Origin of the sequence: Flavobacterium sp., from assembly GCF_013823965.1 — a bacterium.
In the GTDB taxonomy this organism is placed as follows: Bacteria; Bacteroidota; Bacteroidia; order Flavobacteriales; family Flavobacteriaceae; genus Flavobacterium.
The window spans coordinates 1-23,966 of sequence record NZ_PNNA01000059.1; the positions used below are offsets into that span (position 1 = coordinate 1).

15 protein-coding genes are annotated in these 23,966 nt (G+C 35.2%); 2 read left to right on the plus strand and 13 right to left on the minus strand.

Going from position 1 to position 23,966, the window contains the following annotated elements; all coding sequences use genetic code 11:
- The first annotated feature begins 162 nt into the window (after window positions 1–162).
- The gene (locus C0430_RS06850; protein ID WP_290867182.1) at window positions 163–858 is read left to right on the plus strand and encodes a LytTR family DNA-binding domain-containing protein; all 696 of its coding nucleotides are present in this window, start codon (window positions 163–165) and stop codon (window positions 856–858) included.
- On the opposite strand, the gene priA is transcribed toward C0430_RS06850, so the two are convergent.
- Genes priA through nadC form a run of 3 tightly spaced genes read right to left on the minus strand, consistent with a single transcriptional unit; the run spans window position 855 to window position 5,155 of the window.
- Window positions 855–3,305, minus strand: a complete 2,451-nt coding sequence (gene priA / locus C0430_RS06855) for a primosomal protein N' (protein ID WP_290867185.1) — start codon at window positions 3,303–3,305, stop codon at window positions 855–857. The two genes, C0430_RS06850 and priA, sit on opposite strands and share 4 nt — an antisense overlap.
- 34 nt (window positions 3,306–3,339) lie before the next feature.
- Window positions 3,340–4,278 carry a YihY/virulence factor BrkB family protein gene (locus tag C0430_RS06860; protein WP_290867188.1) on the minus strand — a complete coding sequence of 313 codons (939 nt, stop codon included), beginning with the start codon at window positions 4,276–4,278 and terminating at the stop codon, window positions 3,340–3,342.
- A 19-nt stretch (window positions 4,279–4,297) separates the two neighbouring features.
- Window positions 4,298–5,155 (minus strand): carboxylating nicotinate-nucleotide diphosphorylase, encoded by an 858-nt coding sequence (nadC, locus tag C0430_RS06865; protein WP_290867191.1) that lies wholly within the window; start codon window positions 5,153–5,155, stop codon window positions 4,298–4,300.
- 262 nt (window positions 5,156–5,417) lie between these two features.
- Between nadC and C0430_RS06870 the strand changes: the two genes are divergently transcribed.
- Entirely contained in the window at window positions 5,418–5,885 is a 468-nt protein-coding gene (locus tag C0430_RS06870; protein ID WP_290867194.1) for a hypothetical protein, read from the plus strand.
- A 20-nt stretch (window positions 5,886–5,905) separates the two neighbouring features.
- Here C0430_RS06870 and C0430_RS06875 read toward each other — a convergent pair whose 3' ends face one another.
- From C0430_RS06875 to C0430_RS06920, 10 genes are all read right to left on the minus strand, one after another.
- The gene (locus C0430_RS06875) at window positions 5,906–7,270 is read right to left on the minus strand and encodes a M20/M25/M40 family metallo-hydrolase (RefSeq protein WP_290867197.1); all 1,365 of its coding nucleotides are present in this window, start codon (window positions 7,268–7,270) and stop codon (window positions 5,906–5,908) included.
- Window positions 7,271–7,370: 100 nt separating this feature from the next.
- Complete coding sequence (locus C0430_RS06880; RefSeq protein WP_290867200.1) at window positions 7,371–9,131, minus strand: discoidin domain-containing protein; 1,761 nt, start codon at window positions 9,129–9,131, stop codon at window positions 7,371–7,373.
- 64 nt (window positions 9,132–9,195) lie between these two features.
- Window positions 9,196–11,295, minus strand: coding sequence for a glycoside hydrolase family 97 protein (locus C0430_RS06885; RefSeq protein WP_290867203.1), 2,100 nt, complete (start codon window positions 11,293–11,295; stop codon window positions 9,196–9,198).
- Between the two features lie 125 nt (window positions 11,296–11,420).
- Complete coding sequence (gene bglX, locus C0430_RS06890) at window positions 11,421–13,721, minus strand: beta-glucosidase BglX (protein WP_290867204.1); 2,301 nt, start codon at window positions 13,719–13,721, stop codon at window positions 11,421–11,423.
- 123 nt (window positions 13,722–13,844) lie between these two features.
- The gene (locus tag C0430_RS06895; protein ID WP_290867206.1) at window positions 13,845–14,072 is read right to left on the minus strand and encodes a hypothetical protein; all 228 of its coding nucleotides are present in this window, start codon (window positions 14,070–14,072) and stop codon (window positions 13,845–13,847) included.
- Window positions 14,073–14,078: 6 nt separating this feature from the next.
- The gene (locus tag C0430_RS06900) at window positions 14,079–15,467 is read right to left on the minus strand and encodes a glucoamylase family protein (protein ID WP_290867208.1); all 1,389 of its coding nucleotides are present in this window, start codon (window positions 15,465–15,467) and stop codon (window positions 14,079–14,081) included.
- Between the two features lie 73 nt (window positions 15,468–15,540).
- On the minus strand, window positions 15,541–16,443 hold the full coding sequence (locus C0430_RS06905) for a LamG domain-containing protein (protein ID WP_290867210.1): 903 nt from the start codon (window positions 16,441–16,443) through the stop codon (window positions 15,541–15,543).
- 19 nt (window positions 16,444–16,462) lie between these two features.
- Complete coding sequence (locus C0430_RS06910; RefSeq protein WP_290867212.1) at window positions 16,463–17,917, minus strand: RagB/SusD family nutrient uptake outer membrane protein; 1,455 nt, start codon at window positions 17,915–17,917, stop codon at window positions 16,463–16,465.
- Window positions 17,918–17,921: 4 nt separating this feature from the next.
- Complete coding sequence (locus tag C0430_RS06915; RefSeq protein ID WP_290867214.1) at window positions 17,922–20,930, minus strand: SusC/RagA family TonB-linked outer membrane protein; 3,009 nt, start codon at window positions 20,928–20,930, stop codon at window positions 17,922–17,924.
- Window positions 20,931–21,172: 242 nt separating this feature from the next.
- Entirely contained in the window at window positions 21,173–23,917 is a 2,745-nt protein-coding gene (locus tag C0430_RS06920; protein WP_290867216.1) for a histidine kinase, read from the minus strand.
- Window positions 23,918–23,966 lie beyond the last annotated feature (49 nt).

Here is a 23,966-nt window from a genome sequence, read left to right on the forward strand (position 1 = left end):
TTTTTATTTAAAATTAATTTGGGCGCGAAAGTAATCATTTTATTTTAATAAACAAATGTTTTTTACATTTATCCGTTGTAACGCAAAAAAAGACGATAAAGATTAGGTTATTTAAAAAACGTATAGTACTTTTACTATCCCGAATCTTAAATATCAAAAAATATGAAACTAAATTGTGTCGTTGTAGATGATAGTTCCATTCAAAGAATGATTATCACAAAGCTAGTAAATAATCACCCCAATTTACATTTAATAGGTGATTTTTCGAACGCTATTGAGGCAAAAGGTTGTATGACCATACACAATGTGGACTTAATTTTCCTAGACATTGAAATGCCTGTTATTAGCGGTTTTGATTTTTTGGATGGTTTAAAAACCAAACCCCAAATTATTTTTATCACTTCCAAGGCGGAGTATGCCATGAAAGCATTTGATTATGATGCTACCGATTACCTTCAAAAACCAATAGCTATTGACAGATTCAATGCTTCTGTAAAAAGAGCGATGGATTTGCAGGCGCTGCGGTCAGAAACCCACGAAGAAGATGGTGAACACATTTTTATTAAAAGTAACCTCAAAAAACTTAAAGTTTTTACTTCTAAAATAAAATGGATTGAAGCTTTTGGTGATTATGTAAAAGTAGTTACCGAGGATGACAGTAATTTGGTTCTTTCCACCATGAAATCTTTCGAAAAAGACCTTTCAAAAGACAAATTTGTAAGAGTGCACAAATCCTATATTATTAATATAGACAAAGTGGAACGCTTCAATAGTCGATTTGCAGAAATTGGAATTACTAAAATTCCACTTAGTAGAAACAAAAAAGAAGATTTAGTTAGGGCATTGTCCATCAACTAATAGAAATCAACATTTACAGAGACTTTTATCGCTCTGTATTGTGCCACAGCCTCAAAACTATTCAGTATTTTCTGGATAGTTTTTTTTGTGCCTTGCAAAGACTGATTGGTCGGAATTTTGATCATTATGGTTCGAATGTATTCGTTTCTAATGCGAGAAACTGGTGGCTCTTCCGGCCCGAGAACTGGAATGGCCAAGCTTTGTTTCATCACTTGATACAACCACATGGAACCTTCTTTGAGTTTATCAAAATCCCTGTGTTTTAAAGTCAATTTTATGAGTTTACAATAAGGAGGATAATTATAAATTTGTCTTTCATGTAATTGCTCTTTATACATTCCCGCATAATCATTGTAAACCACTTGCAGAATCGTATTGTGATCAGGATTATACGTCTGGATGACTACTTTCCCTCTTTTTTCTGAACGACCGGAACGCCCCGAAACTTGTGTCATCATCTGGAAACTTCTTTCGAAAGCCCTAAAATCAGGATGATACAACATATTGTCGGCATTCATGATTCCCACTAAACTCACGTTGTCAAAATCAAGACCTTTGGCAAGCATTTGAGTTCCTACCAAAATATCTATTTCCCGGTTTTTGAAACTATCGATAATTTTTTCGAAGCCAAATTTACCCCGAGTCGTGTCTTGATCCATTCGACCAATTTTGGCATTGGGAAACAATTCAACCAATTCCTGCTGAATTTGTTCGGTTCCAAAACCTTTGGTGGTTAAATCAACACTTGAACAAATGTGGCAATTCGTTGGTTTTGCCATCGAATATCCGCAATAATGGCAACGCAACTGGTTTTTGTGTTTGTGATACGTCAAACTCACGTCACATTGCGGACATTGCGGCACGTGACCACAAGTCATGCATTCTATAACGGGAGAAAAACCCCTGCGATTTTGAAACAAAATAACTTGTTCCCCAAAAGACAAAGCGGTCGTTATTTCCTCGATTAAAGTGTCGCTAAAATGACCAGACATTTTTTTGCGGAAGTATTTGTCCTTCAAATCGACCAATTCGATTTCGGGCATTTTGACATTGCCGTATCTTTCGGAAATTTCAACAAGACCGTATTTTCCGGATTGGGCATTAAAATAGGTTTCAATACTTGGCGTTGCCGAACCCAAAAGTACTTTTGCTTTATGACTGTTGGCCAAAACAATCGAAGCATCTCGAGCGTGATATCGTGGCGAAGGATCTACTTGCTTAAATGTTTGTTCGTGTTCTTCATCGACGATAACCAATCCCAAGTTGGAAAAAGGCAAGAACAAGGCTGACCTTGCTCCAATAACAATTTGAGCATTTGGCGATTGTGCCAACACTTTTTGCCACACTTCCACCCTTTCGTTGTTGCTGTATTTCGAATGGAAAACGGCGACTTTATTACCAAAAAAATCTCTTAATCTTGTCACCAATTGTGTTGTAAGAGCAATTTCGGGCAATAAATAAAGTACTTGCTTTCCTGTGGCAATGCAATCTTCCAGGAGTTTGATGTAGATTTCGGTCTTTCCGCTGGATGTGACTCCGTGCAAGAGGCACACTTCTTTTTGGGTAAAATTTTTATTGATTTCGTCAAAAGCGATTTGTTGCGCTACGCTTAATTTTAGTTGGTCGTCTTTGGTTATTCCCGAGAAATTGACGCGATCCACCTGAATATAATATTCTTCGAAAATTTCTTTGTCAATCAATGCTTTTACAATTGTTGATGTTGAATTGGCAACTTCAACTAACTTTTTGACTGTAATTGGCTTTTTTTCGGAAGCGGAAATTTGAAAATAACTCAGTACAATTTCCTTTTGTTTATTGGCATTTTTAAGTATTTCCAATAATTCCCCCAAACCCTCGTTGGTTTCGTATTTGGAATTCAATTTTACGTATCGAACGAGTTTTGGCGCATAACTTTCCAACATTTCCTCTTGAAGAACCAGAATATTTTTGTCTACCAATTTTTGGATAACCGGAAAAATATTCTTCTTGTTCAAAATATTCATGATATCCTGAACTTTCAACGAACTTTGTTGCTGAAGTGCTTCGTAAACCAGAAATTCATCATCCGACAATAGGCTTTCATCCACAAAACCATCTTGCTTCTGGGAAATAATGGTTTCGCTTTCCAGCAAAAGCGCCGATGGCATTGCACCTCGATATACGTCGCCAATGGCACACATATAATATGAAGCAATCCATTGCCAATGGGCGATTTGAATTTCGGTTACTATGGGTTTTTCGTCAAGGATTTGGTGTATTTCCTTGGCATCGTATAATGTGGGTTTGTTTTCGTGGGTTTCGATAACAAGTGCAGTGTAGATTTTACTTTTGCCGAAAGGCACCGCAACCCGCATTCCTTTTTTAATGTAATGATACTCGGTTTCAGAAACGCTGTAAGTAAACGTTTTGGCAAGAGAAAGCGGTAAAATTACTTCAACAAAATACATTTTTTTTATTTGGAATTGCTTGATTGTTAATTATTTATGCTGCATCAACTTCTTTCTCTTTTTTCTTCCTTAATTTGTCTATGGATGCGTTCAATTCGAATCCAAGTAGTAAAATCATGCAGTTTATCCAAATGTAAAACATCAGGATTAATAACGTTCCTATCGAACCATATAATTCGTTGTACTTAGAAAAACGAATTACCCAAATTCCAAAAACATATGAATCCAATACTATTAATAAGGTAGTAAATACAGAACCTATGGTTATCAAAGGACCGCTTATAAAATGCTTGGTACCAAATCTAAAAAGTATGGAGGTCGTGATTAAAATCATCAACACTATAAAAACATAGCGTCCTAAAATAATCAGGGAAATAGTGTCACTGAACACATCCTGAATAATTGTTTTTTGAATAAACACCTCAAAAATTACGATTATGGCCACGGTAACCAATAATAAAAAGGACAATATTAAAGACATTCCCAAGGACACTAAATATTGATGGATAAAACCTCGCTTGATGAGTACGTGACGAGAAGATTCGAAGCCTCCCAAAATACCGTTCAAGCCATTTGCCATCAAGAAAATAGACAATATAAACCCTGTGGACAGCAATCCAGAATGACTGTTGTTCAGAATATCATTAACGATATTTGCTATTGCATCATAAGTGTTTGGAGGCACTCCATCTTTTACAAATTCAAGGAAATCCAACTGAAATCCTTCGATGGGAATGTATGGAATTAAATTCAAGATGAAAAGCGCAAAAGGGAACAATGCCATAAAAAAACTAAATGCAATCGCACTGGCATGGTAACCCAATGCTCCTTCCATTATTCCAAGAATATACAACTCCATTAAATCATAAAAGGACAATCCTTGCAACCATGGCAGTTTTATCTTTTTTAGCGGTCGAATTAAATTGCGTAATACGTGGATTCTTTCTATTCTTTCTTCAATTTCCTTACTCATAGTTTTTAGTTAGCTGATTTTAAAAAGCCTTCAAACTTAAATCCATGTTATAAATCGAATGGGTTAATGCTCCTGATGAAATATAATTAACACCGCATTCTGCATAACTGCGAATTGTATTTTCGTTGATGTTTCCAGAAGATTCCGTTTGACACTTATCGCCTATTAAAGCAACTGCTTTTCTAGTATCTTCAAAATCTAGATTATCTATCAAAATCCTGTGAATACCTTCATTTTCGAGAATTTCTTTTACTTCGTCAAGGTTTCTGGCTTCGACAATAATTTTCAGGTCCAGATTTTTTTCTTTGAGATAAGCTTTGGTTTTGGCTATGGCCAAAGTAATTCCTCCCGCAAAATCGTTGTGATTGTCCTTGAGCATAATCATGTCGTAAAGCGCAAAGCGATGGTTTTCACCTCCGCCTATTTTAACTGCCCATTTTTCGCAAGCCCGGAACCCAGGAGTTGTTTTTCTTGTATCGAGAATTTTGGTGTTTGTTCCTTCGAGCAAATCCACGTATTTTTTTGTTTTGGTGGCAATGGCACTCATTCGCTGCATGGAATTCAACAGCAGTCGTTCGGATTTTAAAATGGATTGCGAACTTCCTGAAACGTGGAAAACTACATCGCCTTTTTTTACAGGAGTTCCATCAACAATAAAGGTTTCTATTTGCAAAGTTGGATCAACATGTTCGAGAATCATTTTGGCAAAAGCCACACCTGCAATAATTCCGTCTTCCTTGACCAATAGTTTTGCTTTTCCGGTTGCTGATGAAGGAATGCAAGCTAACGAACTGTGGTCACCCTGGCCCACATCCTCGCGAATTCCGTTTTGTATTATGAGTTGTAATTCGGTTTCGAATTGTGTTTTACTTATCATTTTATGATGAAAATTTAGAGAATGCTAAAATACCATTTTATTTGGTGATTTAAAAAATTTGTTCCTTTTGTCTTTAGAAAAAAGAAGCCACAAAATCCATTTTGTAGTGTATTCCAATACAAAAAAAAGTTGCTTGAAATGCATACGACAAATTTGACCATCTTCCATCAAGAAATTTGAATTGACAAAAATTACAAATTTATAGCTCGGCTGTATTATTTAAAATCCTATATTTGGTATTGCTATCAAAAAAATACTGTTTATGAAATCTTTTTTAAGCTTACTTTTTGTAACCGCGTTATTGTTCGTTTCTTGCAAGAAAGAACTGGAACCACAAGACAGCACAACTCCATCTAAAATAGTCCCGTTTACTGAAGCGGCAAATACGCAACAGAACCAGACCGTAATGCCAACACAGACTCCTCAAAATCCTAACACGGTCAATCAAAACACAGCTGTATCAACTCCTGTTGCCGTTGCCAAGGGAATGAATCCTGCTCACGGCCAACCAAATCATCGTTGCGATATTCCTGTTGGCGCACCCTTAAATTCTCCTGTGGCTCCTGCAAAAAGTGCTCCAGTAGCTCCACAAAACACTACGGTTCCTGCAACTATTGCAACACCCGCAGCAGCCGTAACAACACCAACTCCAGAAGGAATGAATCCGCCACACGGTCAAGAAAAACACCGATGCGACATTGCCGTTGGAGCGCCATTGCCAAAAGAATAATTTTATTTTTGTGTTTAAATTTAGTTTTGATCCATCAAATACATCAAAGCAGCCATAGTCGCAGCGCCAAGTTCCAATTCTCTTTTATTAATGGCATCAAAGTTGTCGTTTGCCGCGTGATGGTAATCAAAATAGCGTTGTGAATCTGGTTTTAAGCCTGCTTTTATTATACCTTTGGAACTTAATGGGCCAATATCAGAACCACCGTGACCAATCACAAAACTATGAATTAGATACGGTTCAAAAAGACTTTTCCAAGCCGCAATTTTATTGAATCCAGCATCGTCGCTTTCTATTGAAAATCCTCTTGGTGAAAATCCTCCCGAGTCGCTTTCCATCGCAAAAACGTGGTTTTCTTTGTTGGCTTGGGCCAATTCTTCGTATTTTTTTCCACCTTTTCCTCCGTTTTCTTCATTCATGAAAAGCACGACACGAATGGTATTTTTTGGTTTGTAGCCAATGTTTTTGAAAATATTCATTACTTCCATGCTTTGTACGACACCAGCTCCATCATCGTGAGAACCGTCGGCTAGATCCCAAGAATCAAGATGACCACCCACAACCATAATTTTTTCAGGATGTTCGGTTCCTTTTATTTCGCCAATGACATTATAGGATAAAACGTCTTCCATTTGTTGGCAAGATTGTTTTAAATAAAGTTTTAAATTGGGATTGGTTTTTAAGGTTTTACTCAACAATTCGGCGGCATTTGTGCTAATTGCCGCCGCAGGAATATATTCCGATTTTGGAAGATCACCATAACTTTGCACGCCAGTATGAGGGAAATCGTCTAGTCTCAAATTCATTGAACGTACAATTGTTGCCACTGCGCCAAACTTCGAGGCTTCTTTTGCACCGGCAAATCTTTGGTCAACGCAACCTCCATAGGATTTGAATGTTTCTATGTTTTCCGGTTCCATCGGTCGATTAAAAAACACTATTTTTCCTTTTATTTTATTACCTAAAGCTTCTAATTCCTTGATGCCTTTTACTTCAATTACTTCAGCGGTAATTCCGTTTTTTGGTGTTGCAACAGAACCTCCAAGCGCACAAACGGGAATGTTAATTTTGGATTTATTGTCTAAAATATAAGCTGTTTCTTTTTCGCCTCGAACCCATTTTGGCACCATCACTTCTTGAAGATATACTCGGTCAAAGCCCAAGTTTTCCATTTGTGATTTGGTGTATTGAACCGCTTTTCCTGCATTGGCCGAACCTGATAGTCGGGCTCCAATAGAATTGGACAAATAATCCAGCCAAGAGTAGCATTGAGAATTCGTCAAAGATGATTTGTAGATTTGCTTGATGGTTTGTTCCTCTTTACTTTGTGCAAAAAGAAAAAAAGTATTTAAAACAAGTATAAAGAATACGATTGATTTTTTCATTATTTTTTTATTACTATTCGAAATTCAAATATATTAAAAAACAAGTTGGGTATAACTATAAAAAAAATTATACCCAACCAATGAAATTATGATACATTTTTTATTCCGATTTTTTGATTTCGGTTCGTGGACCAATGCCGTTGTTGTTGAATGCTTCAATTTGGAAATAATATGTATCTTCTCTATCCATCCCGGTAAAAAAATAATCATTTTTGCCATAAACCATGATGTTTCCGTATAATTTATCCGGCGATTTTCCAAAGTAAATCGTGTATCCATCGGCAGCATCATTTTGTTCCCATTTCATCCAAGAACTTCTTCTTTCGCCAAATTTATTTTTTTCTGAGCGAAGTACGACAAAATTTTCTACGGCTTTTGGTTTTTCTCCAGCACCTTTTCCAAAAACTCGAAACCCGCTTAAAGCAAATTTACCTGTCGGCATTTTCAGGTTGACCAATTTCAAAAAACGAGCTTTAATTGGGGTTTCCAATTCAATATAATCGTGCGGAACATCTTTCTTGTTGGTGCTTTTATCAACTGCAACAGTCCATTTCTTTCCGTCATTCGAAGCCAAAATTTTATATTGATGAAACTTGCCGATTGTTTTTCCCATAAACTCCACATCCTGATCGGCATAATTAATTTGGATGGCATTTACAGTCGAAACTTCTCCCAAATCGGTTTGGAACCACTCGCCAGAATTGGCGGTTTTGGCACTCCAATAGGTCTTTAAATCTTCGTCAACAGCCAAATTCGGTTGAAAACCACCCAAAGTGGAAGAAACTTGTACAGGTTTATTATAATTTAATAGCATCCAACCCGTAAATAATCCCTTAATATGATCGGCATTTTTGGTTGGTAATTGTGTTGGATAATCACCATAGGCGGTATTGCAATACATCACGTCGTCTTTGTCAAAACCCGCTGGCCAAATCCCAATTCGGCGTTCAAAACTATTTTTGACTCCCAAAACTATGGTTGAAACGTGCCAATAATTTTTGAAATTATCCTGATAAGTTGCGCCGTGACCCGCTCCTCTGGCAAAACCTCCCGGTTTATACGAAAACGGATTGTGGGCTTGATACGCAAAACCAACCAAAGGATCGGTACTTACAAAAACACCATCGGCATAACCGCTAAATTCTGTTGCCGGTGCTCCGTATTGTAGATAATATTTTCCGTTGTGTTTTGTCATCCAAGCACCTTCCATAAAAGGTTGCAGAAAAGTATTATCGTTGTATTCCCCAAATCGTTCCCAACCGTGGTCTTCAGGATGCAGCGAAATCATCGGTTTTACAAAACCTTCCGATTGCAAGGTTTTGGTATTGATTTCGGTTCCCAAGATTGGAAATTCATTACTTGAATTCCAGTATAAAAACAGTTTGTCTTTTTCTTCATCATATAAAAATCCAGGGTCCCAAGCACCTACTTTCAAAGAATCGGTGGCGATTTCCCATTCGTCCATAGTTGGGTTTTTGCTTTTCCATATCGGGAAAGTTGGTTCATGTGTAGATCCTATAACGTACATTTCGTCTTTCATCACAAAAACGGCTGGAGCACACAATTCATCATATACTTTGTGTTGCGGCAGTAAAAATTTTCGAGGCACGAAATTCCAATCACTTATGTCATCGCTCCACCAATATCCCCATTGATTGGTCGAAAAAAGAAAAAACTTGCCTTTGAAATTTACAATTACCGGATCAGCAGTTGCGCGATGTTTTCCTTGGGTGACAAAATTGGGAATTGGACAATAGCCATAATCTACATTGATGGGATTGCAATACGTTTTTTGCTGGGCGTTGACGTTTATAAAAAAACAAATCAATATACCGAAGAGCGTTTTTTTGAATATTTTCATTTATTGTTTTGTTTTTAATTGCCTGAATTCCAAAAAATAAAAGACTAATTACTATAAAAAAACCTTAATTAATTGGTTCAAAACTTATGGCCGTTCCACCTCCGGGAGCCAAATTCAAATTGATTTTTGATGTATGGGTAACCACAATTGTTCTTATTTTATAAGCTATTGGATTGTTTTTCCAGTCGGCATCTTTTGCATCTTCATAAATGATGGCTTTGTATTTTTTTCCTTTGGAAAGAAAGTCCAGTTTAATTTCTGATTTTCTGGTATTTTCATCAGTGATAGCGCCAAGGAACCAAGTTTCCTTGCCTTTTGTTTTTCTGGCAACCGTTAGATAATCTCCGGGTTCTGCTTCAAGATATTTGCTTTCGTCCCAATCGACTGCCACATCTTTGATGAACTGGAAAGCATCCGGATATTTTTCGTAGTTTTCAGGTAAATCTGCAGCCATTTGCAAAGGCGAATACATCGTTACATACAATGCCAATTGTTTTGCCAATGTGGTGTGAACTTGTTCTGTTTTGGTTTTGTCGTAATAACTCATTTTTATTTCAAAAATTCCCGGCGTGTAATCCATTGGACCACCAAGCAATCTTGTGAAAGGCAAAATCGTTTCGTGCATTGGAGGGTTTCCATTACTCCAAGCATTGAATTCATTACCTCGAGCGGCTTCAGCGGCGATGTAATTTGGATAAGTTCTGCCGTAACCTGTTGGACGAGAACTTTCATGGGAGTTGATCATTAATTTATAATCGGCGGCGCGTCTTGCTACAAAATTAAAATGATTTACCATGGTTTGTCCGTCATGGAACTCGCCACGCGGAATAATTTTGCCCACATATCCTGATTTTACTGCTGGATAATCGTATTTTTTCATCAAGTCGAAAGCGCGGTCTAAATGTCGTTCGTAATTCGCCACTGAACCCGAGGTTTCATGATGCATAATCATTTTTACATTTTTGGACTTGGCGTAAGCCGTAACCGCATCAATATCAAAGTCAGGATAAGGTGTCACGAAGTCGAAAACTTCTTCTTTCCAATTGCCGAACCAATCTTCCCAACCCGTATTCCAGCCTTCGACAAGAACACCGTCGAAGCCGTTTTTGGCAGCAAAATCAATGTATTTTTTGGTGTTTTCGGTAGTTGCACCATGTTTTCCTGACGGTAATAAATCTTGTGTCAAAACATTTTGTGCATTTTGCGAACCGGCGTAATCCCAAGTTGATTTTCCAACGTGCATTTCCCACCAAATCCCGATGTATTTCATTGGTTTAATGAAAGAAGTATCGTCGATTTTACAAGGTTCGTTCAAGTTCAGAATCATCTTTGAACCCACAATATCCCTGGCGTCATTGCTCATCATTATCGTTCTCCACGGAGAAACGCAAGGTGCTTGCAGATATGCTTTGTCACCAATGGTATTTGGAACTAAATTAGCTGATAATTTATAGTTTTTTACATCCGCATTCAAGTGCATAATTGGGTAATTGACCACGGCGGCTTCAAAAATATTGAGGTACAAACCTGTTGCCGATTTCATCATCAAAGGCGATTGAACTGCATATTTTCCTGCAATCGATTTTACTCCGATTCCGTTATTCAAGTCTATTTTTTGGGTATTTATGTCTGAAAATAAAGTTTCATTATAGGCATATTCTTGACTGTCAAAATCTCCGGGAAGCCAAAATACATTTTGGTTTTCAGTCAAATTAAACTGGGAAACCTCATCAGAAATAATGAAATAATTCAAGTCTTTTTGCTTTGGAAAATCATATCTAAAAGCTACACCTTCGTCAAAAACCCTGAAAATAACATTCATTTTTATGTGGGTTTCTTTTTGTGTCAGAGAAACTATTAGTTCATTGTAATGATTTACAATAGTGGATTGTTCGCCTAAAACGGGTTTCCAAGATTCGTTGAAAGTGGCCGTTTTTGAATTTTCTATTTCAAAATTAGCGTCTAAAGCTGGTTTGTCCTTAAGTTTTATGCCTAAAGCACTTTCCAAAATTACCGGTTTATTTTTGTAATTAACAGAATATGAAGGTTGTCCGTTAGCTGTTAATTTAAAATTTACCGAAATTTTATTGGATGGAGATTGCACACTTTGCGAAAAACCAATGTTTATCGCAAAAACGAAATAAAGGGGAAGAAAACGTTTCATTGTATTTAGTTATTTTAATTATCAAATATAAAAAATATTAGGCCAAGATTTAACTTAAAAAAAATCAAAAAAACCCTCCAGTATTTATATACTAGAGGGCAATTACTAAATAAACTAACCAAAATTTATTTAACCAATTCAAAACTTACTTGTCTGTCTGTCCCTGAATTTTCACCTACAAAAACTTGAAAGGTGCCTGGTTCAGCAATAAATTGTAAATCTGAATTATAAAACTTTAACTCATCAACGGAAATTTCAAAAGTTACGGTTTGTTTTTCTCCCTTTTTTAGAGTAATTTTCTGAAATCCTTTTAACTCTTTTATAGGTCTTGTAACAGAACCTACCATATCTCTTATATACAATTGAACTACTTCTTTACCATCAAAATTTCCAGTATTTGAAACATCAATACTAACATTTATTTTTTGGTTATAATTCATTTTATCCGATGAAATTTTCAGGTTTGAATAGTCAAATGTGGTATAGCTCAATCCAAAGCCAAAAGAGAATAAAGGTTCATTTCTTTCGTCAATATAATTCGATTTGAATTTTTCGAATTTTCCTTCTTTATTTAAAAGTGGTCTTCCTGTATTTTTTTGATTGTAATAAATAGGCACTTGTCCAACACTTCTAGGGAAAGTAGCGGTCAATTTTCCCGAAGGATTTTCATTTCCAAACAAAACATCAGCAATGGCAATTCCTGCTTCACTTCCTGCAAACCATGTATTCAATATTGCTGGAACAGTTGCATTTTCGTGAACTAAAACTAATGGGCGCCCAGTAAACAAAACCAAAACCACTGGTTTTCCAGTTTTCAATAATTCCTGTAATAAATCTTTTTGAGCCTGTGGAATTTCTAAATTAGTTCGGCTGCTGCTTTCTCCACTCATTTCCGCAGATTCACCAAGAGCTGCAATAATTACATCGGATTGATTGGCAATTTTCAAAGCTTCGGCCAATAATTCTTCTTTAGTTCTACTGTCACGGTGCAAGGTTTTACCAAACATGGTTGCATTTTCTTCGAAAGCTGCATCATAATCCAGATTACTACCTTTGGCGTAAAGCACTTTTGCAGCATTTCCAACAACTTTATTGATACCTGCCACTAATGAAATCGATGTTTGCATGTTAGTTGCAACACTCCAAGTACCTGCCATATTCTCTTTGGCATCAGCCAATGGTCCAATCACGGCAACAGTTCCTGATTTTTTCAAAGGAAGCAACTGGTTTTGGTTTTTAAGCAAAACCAAAGATTGAGAAGCAATTTTTCTGGCTTCATCTCTATTACTGTTCGTGAAGATTTCAGTTTTCGCTCTTTTCTCATCACAATATCTATAAGGATCTTGAAACAGTCCTAAATCATATTTGGCATTCAAAATAAGTCGAACGGCATTATCAATTTGTTCCATGCTTACCTTTTTTTCATCTAATGATTTTTTTAAAGTAGTAAGGAAACCGTCACCAACCATGTCCATTTCAATTCCGGCATTTAGAGCCAATGCAGATACAGTTTGCAAATCTCCCATTCCGTGTTCTATCATTTCAGGAATTCCTGTAAAATCAGTAACCACAAATCCTTTAAAACCCCATTGTTTTCTCAACACATCAGTCATTAACCATTTGTTTCCTGTTGCTGGAATTCCGTCAATTTCATTGAAAGATGCCATAACTGAACCTACACCTGCATCAACAGCCGCTTTGTATGGAGGAAAATAATCATTGTACATTTTTATTCTGCTCATATCAACGGTATTGTAATCGCGTCCCGCTTCCGGTGCACCATACAAGGCAAAATGTTTTACACAAGATAATATGGTATTGTTTTTTGACAAATCATCTTGTTGGTAGCCATAAACCATCGCCTTGGCAATTTGGCTTGCCAAAAATGGATCTTCACCCGAACCTTCAGAAACTCTACCCCAACGCGGATCGCGAGAAATATCAACCATGGGAGAAAAAGTCCAGTTGATTCCATCGGCACTAGCTTCTTGAGCTGCAATTTGAGCACTTCTTTCAATCAGTTTCATATCCCATGTACAAGACAATCCAAGGGGGATAGGAAAAGTTGTTTCATAGCCATGAATAACGTCCATTCCAAAAAGTAATGGGATTTTCAATCGGCTTTTTTCGACTGCAATCTTTTGCACTTCTTTAATTTTCTGAACCGATTTTATATTGAATAAACCACCTACTTTACCTTCTTCTATATTTTTAGCCACATTAGAACTATTAGCAGTTCCAGTCGTAATATCGCCCGAAGTAGGCAGATTTAATTGCCCTATTTTCTCCTCCAAAGTCATTTTTGACATTAAGTCGAATACAAATTCGGTTTTTGGTTTCATTTTAACCGTCTTTTTAGCTGTCTTTTTTTGGCTGTAGCCAAAAAGTGAAAGACCTAAGAGAAGTATAATTAGTTTAATTTTCATTTTATATTTTTTTTATCTGTTTAAACATCCAATCATCAATTTCATGGTTGTCATATTCTCTTGACCAACTGTCGTGATCTGCATCATCAAAAATGGTTAGGTCAACATTACCATTACATTTTTTTATTTTTTTAAAATGGTGATTACATAATCTGGATTCACGACATCATCCATAAAACCATGAAGAAAAACCATTAACGATTTTTTAGCTTTAATATTCACTGAAATATGTAATGCATGACCCATTTCGTGTTTTTGCACGATTTCGGTTTTCATTTTTCCATTTACCTCCGATTGTGAAAAGGCATTCCATGAAAACAAAAAGGCAATTATTATAATTTTATACTTCATAATTCCTTAAAAATTATATTTCCCGGAATGAAAACCGAGTTTTACTAAACCCTGTTTTACCTCTGGCGAATTCATAAATAATTTCCATAATAAACCGGTACGATAATTTTCTATCATTGGGGCTATTGTACCTTGATCGATTGCCAAATATCGTGGTGTCACCCAATTATAATGTGGAGAAAAAGCGTCATAAGGTCCCGCAATTCCAACTAAAGAACTCTTTTTCTCATCATATAAATAATGTAGAAATTTCATTGATTCTATTGGCGTATAAGGAAAAGAGGATAAGGCAGCCGTAGGTGAAATCACCCCTAAATCATTATTGGGCTGATGTGCTGAATATCCTGTAGACCCGTCGCTATTACGAGAATAACTTGCCGTTAATCCCCAACATTTATCCGAATATCCATTCCACTGATGTGGATTGGCAATACAATATTTGTTCATAATTTTAGCATGGTTTTGAGTCAGCGTCCAATAATCTGCATATTGATCGGTCAAGTTAGTGGGATCTAATCCTAAATAAGAATATTGTGCCCAAAACATAGGCCCTACATTTCCTGTCGCTCCATTATAATTGAATACCACTGGAATTCCGTATTGTGCACTGCTATTTACAATTGCTCCGTTTCTTGCCCAAGCTTGATGATATGCTGCAGCGGGAATAGAATGTGTAGGAGACGCGGCAGCCATTATATAGGTAATCAAACATTCGTTGTATCCTTCGAGTTTAAAATTCATTTCCCAACCGTAATTAGGTGACCAATGCCAGTATAATGCATTTTCCCCTTTGGTATACCAATCCCATTCAACGCCTTTCCACAAATTATCTGCTTTAGTGGCTAAAGCTTGTTCTGCAGCAGTTCCATTTTTGAAATATTCTCTCACAATCAATAAACCCTGACATAAGAAAGAGGTTTCTACTAAATCTCCCCCATTATCTTTTGTACCAAAAGGTATTACTTTTCCTGTTGTTCCATTAATCCAATGTGACCAAGCACCATGAAACCGATCAGCATTTTCTAGAAAAGTCAAAGCAGTTGTAAGTCTGGAAACAGCTTCACTTCTATTAACAAATCCTCTCTCTACTCCAACGACTATTGACATTAACCCAAAACCTGAACCTCCAGTGGTGATTATATTGGCTTCAAAACTTGGATTATCAGTTAGATAACGTTCTCTTGCTAATTTCGAATTGGTTTCAGCATAATCCCAAAAATATTTGATGGCATCTTTTTGGACTTGATCCATAACTTCAATATCTGTTAAAACAGGCACAGGAGTTGTAGGAGTCGTTGGTAATGGGGTGCCGCTACCACTATTTCCCCCAGGAGATGAAGATGAACAAGAATTAAAAAAAATCAAAAAAAACATTATGAATAAACCGTTTTTCATTTTATATAAAATAGGATTAATAGTTGAAAAATACACACCTAGTTGTATGTGAACTAGGTGTGTCGATAAATCTTTATCGGTTATCTTTTTCTAATTTATATAAAGCAACAACTTCATTGTCAGATAGTGCCGTTTTATAAATTCTAAACTCGTCCATTAGACCTGTGTAATTCAACATCCAGCCATCAGTAGCACCCCATGGGGCTCCTAAATGCTGTTGATATCCACCAATAATGAATTTAGAAACATTAGAATTGGCAAGTTCGCCATAACCAACTCCACCAGTAAGAGGATCGCTTGCATATCGTTTTGCTATTGAAGCAGGCAAATCAAGCTTTTTTCCATCAATGTACATACTGTAAGTTGAACTCGTTCCATTATATGTCCATACTATATGTTTCCAGACACCAAACATATTTGTTAGAACATTAGCACCACTATGTTCTATAAACTGACCTGACCAAGCAATACTGGGTGTTACATCTTTTTGAAGATGATTTTTCATTAACATAGTAGCTGCCGGACCTGTTCCTTCAATCAATGAGAAAATATTTCCCCAAAAATCTGTAGTTTTTGGTAACATAAATAACGATTGTGCTCCCCCAGTGTGTGGACTCGTATTAATCCACATAGAAACTGTAATACTTTTTACATCTACCAAAGAACTTGCCACTGTACTATATGCAATAAAAGAATTTGAAGATCCTTTATAGGCCTGCCCTTTGATTCCCTTTTCATAGGTTACATTTGTCCCTATTCCACCAGTTATTACGTTTTTTGAATCTGCAATACTATTCTCAAAACTAAATTTAGTAACTAAGTTAGCGGCAGCAACATCATCTGAACTTTCATATCCACCAATTGCTTCATAAGGAATTGGGCTATTTACTTTATCTATACTGTCCTCATTACAGCTCACAAAAAATTGAGAAGCCAGAACAGAAGCAAATAAGAAAATATATTTATTTTTTTTCATTTTACTGTTTTTTTTTAAATTAATAACCCTGATTTTGTATTGATAATCCGTTTGCTTGCGTAATGAATGCTTGCGGTAATGGAAACAATTCATGTTTACCGGCAACAAATGTTTTTCCATCAATAGCAAACGCAGCAACTGCTTGACCAGTTCTTACTAAATCAAAGAACCTGTCGTGTTCGAATGCCATTTCAACTCTTCTTTCTTTCCAGATTGCAGTTCTCACATCTCCTTGAGATACTGCAGGTGTATTCCCTAATCCAGCTCTTGCTCTGATTTGGTTCAACAAAGGAATAGCTGCGGCAGTCTGGTTTAATTCGTTTAATGCTTCGGCTTTCATTAGTATTACTTCGGCATATCTCAGATATTTGATATTTACATCAGTTTCCCAACCATCTGTGAAAGCAGAAGAATACGCTTTATAATTGTATCTAGGATTTTCAACCGTTGTTGGCACAACTCTACCATCGTATAAAGTGGTTCCTGCAAAAATGATTGTTGCATTTTTTCTAACATCACCGGTTTCATAAGCATTTACTAAACTTTGAGACGGTGTATTGAATCCCCAACCCCAGCCACCATTACCACGTGCGCCTTGTGTATTGGAATATCCTGAGATTCCTTTAGCAGGAACTGAACCCGTACCTTGAATTTCAAAAATAGATTCGGCATCATTCTCGCCTGCTAATCTAAACATGGAAGCATAATCTGGAACGATAGCATACCCTGTAATCAAATTACAGTTGTCTATTACTTTTTGCCAGTTTTTTTGGTATAAATTTACTTTTGCCAATAATGCATAAGCAGCTCCTTTTGAGGCTCTTCCTTTTTCAGCAGCAGCATATTCTGATTTATTTGGCAGTGCCGCAATAGCATCGGTCAAATCCCTTTCGATAAAAGTATAAACTTCAGCACTTGTTTTGCGTGTTAATTGCATAACTCTATCATCATCAGAAGATGGATTTGGCAAATGATCCACAATTGGCACACCTCCATATGCTTTTACCAAAGTAAAATACATAAAAGCTCTTAAAAATTTTGCTTCACCTAATAATCTGGCTCGTAAAGCAGGATTAGCCTGATCTAATTGCGGAATTATGCTTAATGCTTGATTGCATCTGTTAATTCCCTCATAATTAGCTGCGAAAATTTCACTTGTTGATGGAGTTGAAGCATTGTATGTTAAGGCGTCCATTAAATCTTTATCCGAACCTGTATCCCCTGGAGAAGATCCTTTGTCGGCATCATCAGAGGCAATACTTGACAACCCAATCCAAGAAAATGAAGTCATATTCCAATCTAAAAACTTACTATAGATTGCCGTTACAAAAGTAGTTGCTCCTGCATCATTGTTGAACAATGCTATATCTTTCGTAGAAATAGATTCTGTTTGATCTGCATCTAAATAGTCGTTTGAACATCCAGAGAAAAAGTATGCGGATAGCGCAAAAATTGATATATATATCTTTTTCATTATATTAAAATTTTAAATTAGCACCGATAACGAATGATCTCAATGTTGGGTAGGCATCCAATTCAATACCTTGTGTTCCATAAGGATCTCCATTACCATTTAATTCCGGAGAGAAACCTGAGAATTTTTGAGTAATAAATGGATTTATTGCGTTCACATAGATTCTACATGAATTCAAAAATTGACCTTGTAATGGAATTTTATATCCAAGCGTAATATTGTTAATTCTAAAGAAATCGCCTGATTCTAAATAATAAGTAGAAGCTACAGGAACTAAATTAAATGGTCCAGGATTTGCAGCCGTAGTATTATTTGCAGTCCAGAAATTAGTAGCCAATGATTCTTCTACGTTTTCTCCGCTAAAGCGTTGCGCTTTTTTTCCATTGTATACTTTTGCTCCAGAAGTAGCATATCCGTCAACTGATAAATCAAAGTTCTTATAGTTCAACCCTAAAGTAACACCATACGTAGAAGTAGGTAAAATTGAACCTACATATTTTTTATCTGCATTCGCATTTAAAGCGTCTTGAGTTACTTTAGTTCCTGCTGCCGTATAATATAACATTTTACCATTTGTAGTATCAAAACCAGCATATTCATACATATAGAAACTACCTAATGGTCTCCCTACAGAGGTATTATCTAATAGTTTTGTCCATTGACCATTTGCTAAATCTCCACCAGTAATTGGCGCAAGGGTAGCATTTTTTAAACCTGTTAATTCATTTTTGTTATTAGAAAAATTTCCTCCAATCCAGTAACTCAAATTGTCAGTTATTTTATCATCCCAACGTAAAGCAACTTCATATCCTTTATTCGATACTTCTCCAACATGGGCTGGTGAAGAATTACTTATTCCAGAGGTCATATAGGGTTTTGTATTTAAAATAACATTAGTTGTTGTTTTATCATACAAATCAAATGAACCTTTTAATTTGTTGTCCAATAATTCAAAATCGATTCCTACAGAAATTTCCTCGGTAATTTCCCATGATAAACTTGGATCTACTTGAGAATTGATGGTAGTTCCTTCATTCAATATAGAACCTCCTAAATAATAACTAAGACCGGAAGTATAAGCTTGGTTGTTAAGAGGAACATTTTGGTTTCCTAATTTACCCCAACCTCCTCTTATTTTCAATAAATTGATTCCTTTTACATTAGACATAAAATCTTCTTTGGTAACAACCCAACCTAAACCAAAGGCAGGAAAAGTTCCCCAACGATAGTCTTTACCAAAATTTGACGAACCATCGTGTCTAATTGTACCTGTAAATAAATACCTGTCCATTAATTTATATTGGAAACGACCGAAATAAGAAGCTATCTTATTTTCATTAAAAATTTCATCTTTATAACTGGTAACCGTTCCTACATAATCAACATCTTTTAAAGACCAATAATTAGCAGCTACATTTACATTTTTTCTGGCAATGGTCAATTGTTCTCTTGCTCCTTTAATAGAAGTTTCAATACCTCCGGTTACTTCAATATTATGGATATCACCAAATACTTTATTATAAGTAATGTAATTGGAAAGATTCCAATTGAAATATTGGTTTCTTCCTTTTGTCAATAAATTGATATTCTTATCGGCTGGATAGAAAATCGTAGCTAACTGACCTGGATTATTGTTGGTTTGCCAAATGGCTTTAGTGTCTTCAAAATTGTAATTTTTCCAAGAATAGTATTCACCGTTAAACTGAGAAGTGAATTTTAATGATTTTACAATTTCATAATCTAATTTCAAACCACCCTGTAATATTATGCTTCTTTGTTGCTCATTAAAATAGTCTAATTGAGCTACCGGATTACCAACATTATTAAATGAAGAACCTGCTGTTCCTGCAAAACCATCGTTTCCTACATAAGAAACACCATATTGCCCATTTGAAAAGCGAACAGGAACTATTGGAGATTGTTTGTAAGCATTAGTAAAAGCACTTAAAGGTTTTGGAGTTGAGTTCGTTGAACCAAAACTTAAATTTTGATTTAACGTCAATTTTTTAGAAATCTTAAATTCATTGTTATTTCTAAAAGTGGTACGGCTATAATCCAAACCATTAAGAATTGCTTTCTCTTGGTAATTTCCTAAACTGAAAAAGTATTTTATATTTTCAGTTGAACCAGAAACCGAAACGTTGTTTTGAACATACGATCCTGTTCTTGTAATAGCATCAAACCAATCCGTATTGACCGGTTGATCTTGAGAAAAAGTAGTCGTTTGCAAAGCTGCATTCGAATAATGTGAATATTTATTGCTTCCAGCCATTTTTACTTTTTTCAAAGGCTCTCTAAAACCTGCATAGCTTTCGAACTCAACAGAAACCTTGTCGCCTTTTCCTTTTTTGGTAGTAATAATGACTACCCCATTTGCAGCTCTGGTCCCATAGATGGCTAATGAAGAAGCATCTTTCAATATCTCATATGATGTAATATCATTAGTATTGATGTTATTGATATTCTCGGTGGGCATCCCATCCACAATAAACAAAGGAGTTCTTCCGCCTAATGCAGTTCCTAAACCTCTAATAACAACAGAAGGTGTACTTCCCGGCAGGTCTGAAGAAATTACTTGAACACCGGCAGCTTTACCTTGTATTGCTTGTGAAGCATTCAAAACTTTGGTTTTAGATATTTCTTCTGCTTTTAATGAAGTAATTGCGGTGGTATTGTCAATCTTTTTTCTGGTTCCATATCCTATGACAACTACTTCTTTTAATTCGGTGTCTTTGGCTTCTTTCAAAGTAATGTTCATAAACACGGATGTTGCATTCACTGATATGGCATCAAAACCTACCATGCTAATTTTTAATACCTCACCTACTTTGGCATTGATATTAAAATCACCGTTAAAATCAGTATCAGCAGAAGTCTTAGAATCGGCTGCAATTATCATTGCTCCTGAAATCCCAATCCCATCCTTATCCAATACTTTCCCCTTAATTACTTGACCAGACAGGTACGCTGGAAGTAGAATGAGTGCTAAAAAGCTAAAAATAAAATTTCTCATATATTAATAATTTGTTAAAGTTAGTGGGGCCAAATTAGATAATTACAACGTTGTAGTAACCACATTAGAGTTACTACATAAATACATCAAAACATAGAAACCCGATAAGAAATCTATGTTTTAAAGAACTTAAGAAAGATAATGAGGTGCCGTACTACATCGGCATGATGTAGTAATGATGTATTGTAATTTCACAAAAAAACAGTTGAAATAATATAGTATCTATAAAAATAGAACTTATTTTATATCGTTAATAAAAATTTAGAAAGGTTTTCATCCTGAACCAGGTTTAATTTCTTTCTTAATCTATAGCGATGCAGTTCAACACCTCTGAAAGAAATATTCATCATTGGCGCAATTTCTTTGGAAGAAAGGTTCATTTTTAAGTAAATACAAAGCTTAATATCCTTGAAAGTCAGGTTTGGATATTTTTTAGAAAGTTTAATTATGAATTCGTTATGAATTTGATTCAAATTGGTTTCAAAAGTTTCCCATTCATGCTTGTTAACCGCATTGATTTTTATGGCCTTTTTAATCTCACTTTTTAGTTTGTTGAAATCCGTTTCAGAATCTAAAATCTCTTGGATATTATCTATCATTTCACTTTGCTTGGCAATTGATAGCGATTTACCAGCTACTTCAGATGATTTTGACCGTAATTCGAGTTCTAAAATATGCTTTTCATACTCTTGCACATTCAACTCGTTTTCGGTTTTTAATTCCATTTCCAGAATTTTCTTTTGATGCTTTAATTCTTCTTCCTGCAATTTCAGTTTCTGAATATATTTCATCTTATTCCATTTATAATAAAGATATAATATGAACCCTATAACAATTAGGTACATTAAAATCATCCAAAAAGAAAAATACCAAGCCTTTGCCACAATGAATTGAAAATTGGAAATTTTATTATAATGCAAGCCATCGTTATCATAAATAGTCACATCGTGGGAACCACTAACGAGGTTATTCAAAATAATCAATCCTTCTTTTATAGGAATGAATTCTTTTGTTCGATTTATTTTATAAAATAAATCAGGCTTTGTCGCTCCGTAAATTCCAGATATTACATGTATTCTAAGCTCAGAATTATGCTTGATTTTTGATTTGTTTTCCACCAAAACACCATCGTTGAAAATTTCAATCTTTATATTTGTTTTTGGCTTATTTTTATATTTTAATTGAAGAGAAATAAAACCATCATCCAGATTTAAAAGATAACTGTCGTCATTCTTAAACACTTTCAAATTGTCGTTGATGATTTTTCCCTTATAATATTTTTCCTGAATACTATTCTTAATAAATTTAGTACCATTGGCATATACATGATACAAAAGCCCATCTTGAAGTACCATGAAGTTATTTTCATCAATGGCAACAATATCTGAGACTTTTTTGAAATTGGTATTAAACAATTCATTTCCTTCTAACTGATTGATGATTGAATTATAGGTGTACCAAGATTTATTGATTAAAAAAAGGATTTCGTCTCTGAACTCAAATATTTTCACGCTAAAATCATTACTTATTTTACTAAGTTGCGTAACATTTTCAACACTTATAGTTTCATATGCGTCATTATAAAGAATTCGATATAAACCTTTGTTATTATCAGCTGCCCATATTTCATTTTTCCTGTTTTGGGCAACATATTTTATGGGTTTCAGAATTTTTTCAATAACAATATTTTGTTTCAAATTGTTAACATCATTATAAATGATTACTCCGCTGTATGTTGCTTGCAAATAGGAATTATTAATGCTGCTTTTTGCTAAATTCCAACCGCCGTTAATAGTATTTAATTTATAGAACAACCCATTATCATAAACAAAAGTCCCCTCGTTATGACCTATGAGATATTTGTTATTTATTTTACTAATATTCCAAGCCTGGCTTTGTGTATTTGGAATCAATGAAAGTTTCTTGTCTTCATATGTAAAAACACCATGATTGGAAGCCATCAAATAGCCTTTTGAAGTACTTACAACAGAGTAAACAGACCCTAAAATCCCTGAACTGTCATAAAAAATAGAAATAGGAGAATTAACTTCAATGTGAGCAATCCCGTTGTCCAGCCCCAACCATAAATCATTCTCTTTGTCCTGACCAATACTTAAAATAGAATTGTTCATCAAGACGTTATTTCTATTGATGTTTTTATAAGAACCGTTATTCAAATCTAGAACATAAACCCCTTTATTTGCTGTTCCTATGACCAGTTTATTGTTTTTTATAAACTGGGCAACATTAATGTTTGCAGCTTTCAAAATGTCGTTTAATGGATTTTTCCAAGGAATCAAAGTTCCGTTTTCCAAAACATAAACGCCATTCTTTTTAGTAAAAAAATATGTTTTATCTTGGTATTTTTGAATGGAATGAATAACATTATTTTCTAAAATAGTCAATCCTTTTACTTTTTCTATATGCCCATTATTCATTTTATAAATTCCTTTCTCGACTGAAGCAACTAGCAATTCATTGTCAACAAGGAAGCAATAGGAAATGAGAAAGTCAAATTTATTTTCTTTAATTATTTTTCCATCAAACACAAAAATCCCATTAAAGGACTGGAAGTAAATTTTGTTGTTAAACTTAAATATCTTCCAAATTTCTTCATTATTCTTTTCATCAAAAACCTTATTACTATTAGAAAGAGAAGTATAAATCATTTTCCCTCCTTTTCGAACCCAATACCCGAATTCTTTATACGAACCGGAATAAATTTTGTCACCATCCACCATTATGGAACGTATGATTGTTTTATTTGGCAAAGTATATTTCTCCCATTTTACGCCATCGTAACGCAATAAATAATAATTATTGGCAAAATACATCGCCTTGTCATTCCCTTGTGCCACATTCCAAATCTGGTTGTCCCCTTGGTAATTTGATTTATTGTAGTTTTCAACAAAAGGCAGCAATTCTTGCGGATACAGTTGAATGGAAATAAGACCTATAAGAATGAATTTTAATGTTCTAGTTTTCAAGTTGCAAAGATTTATTTTCAAATATAAACAAAAAAGCTTCCGTTTAAGA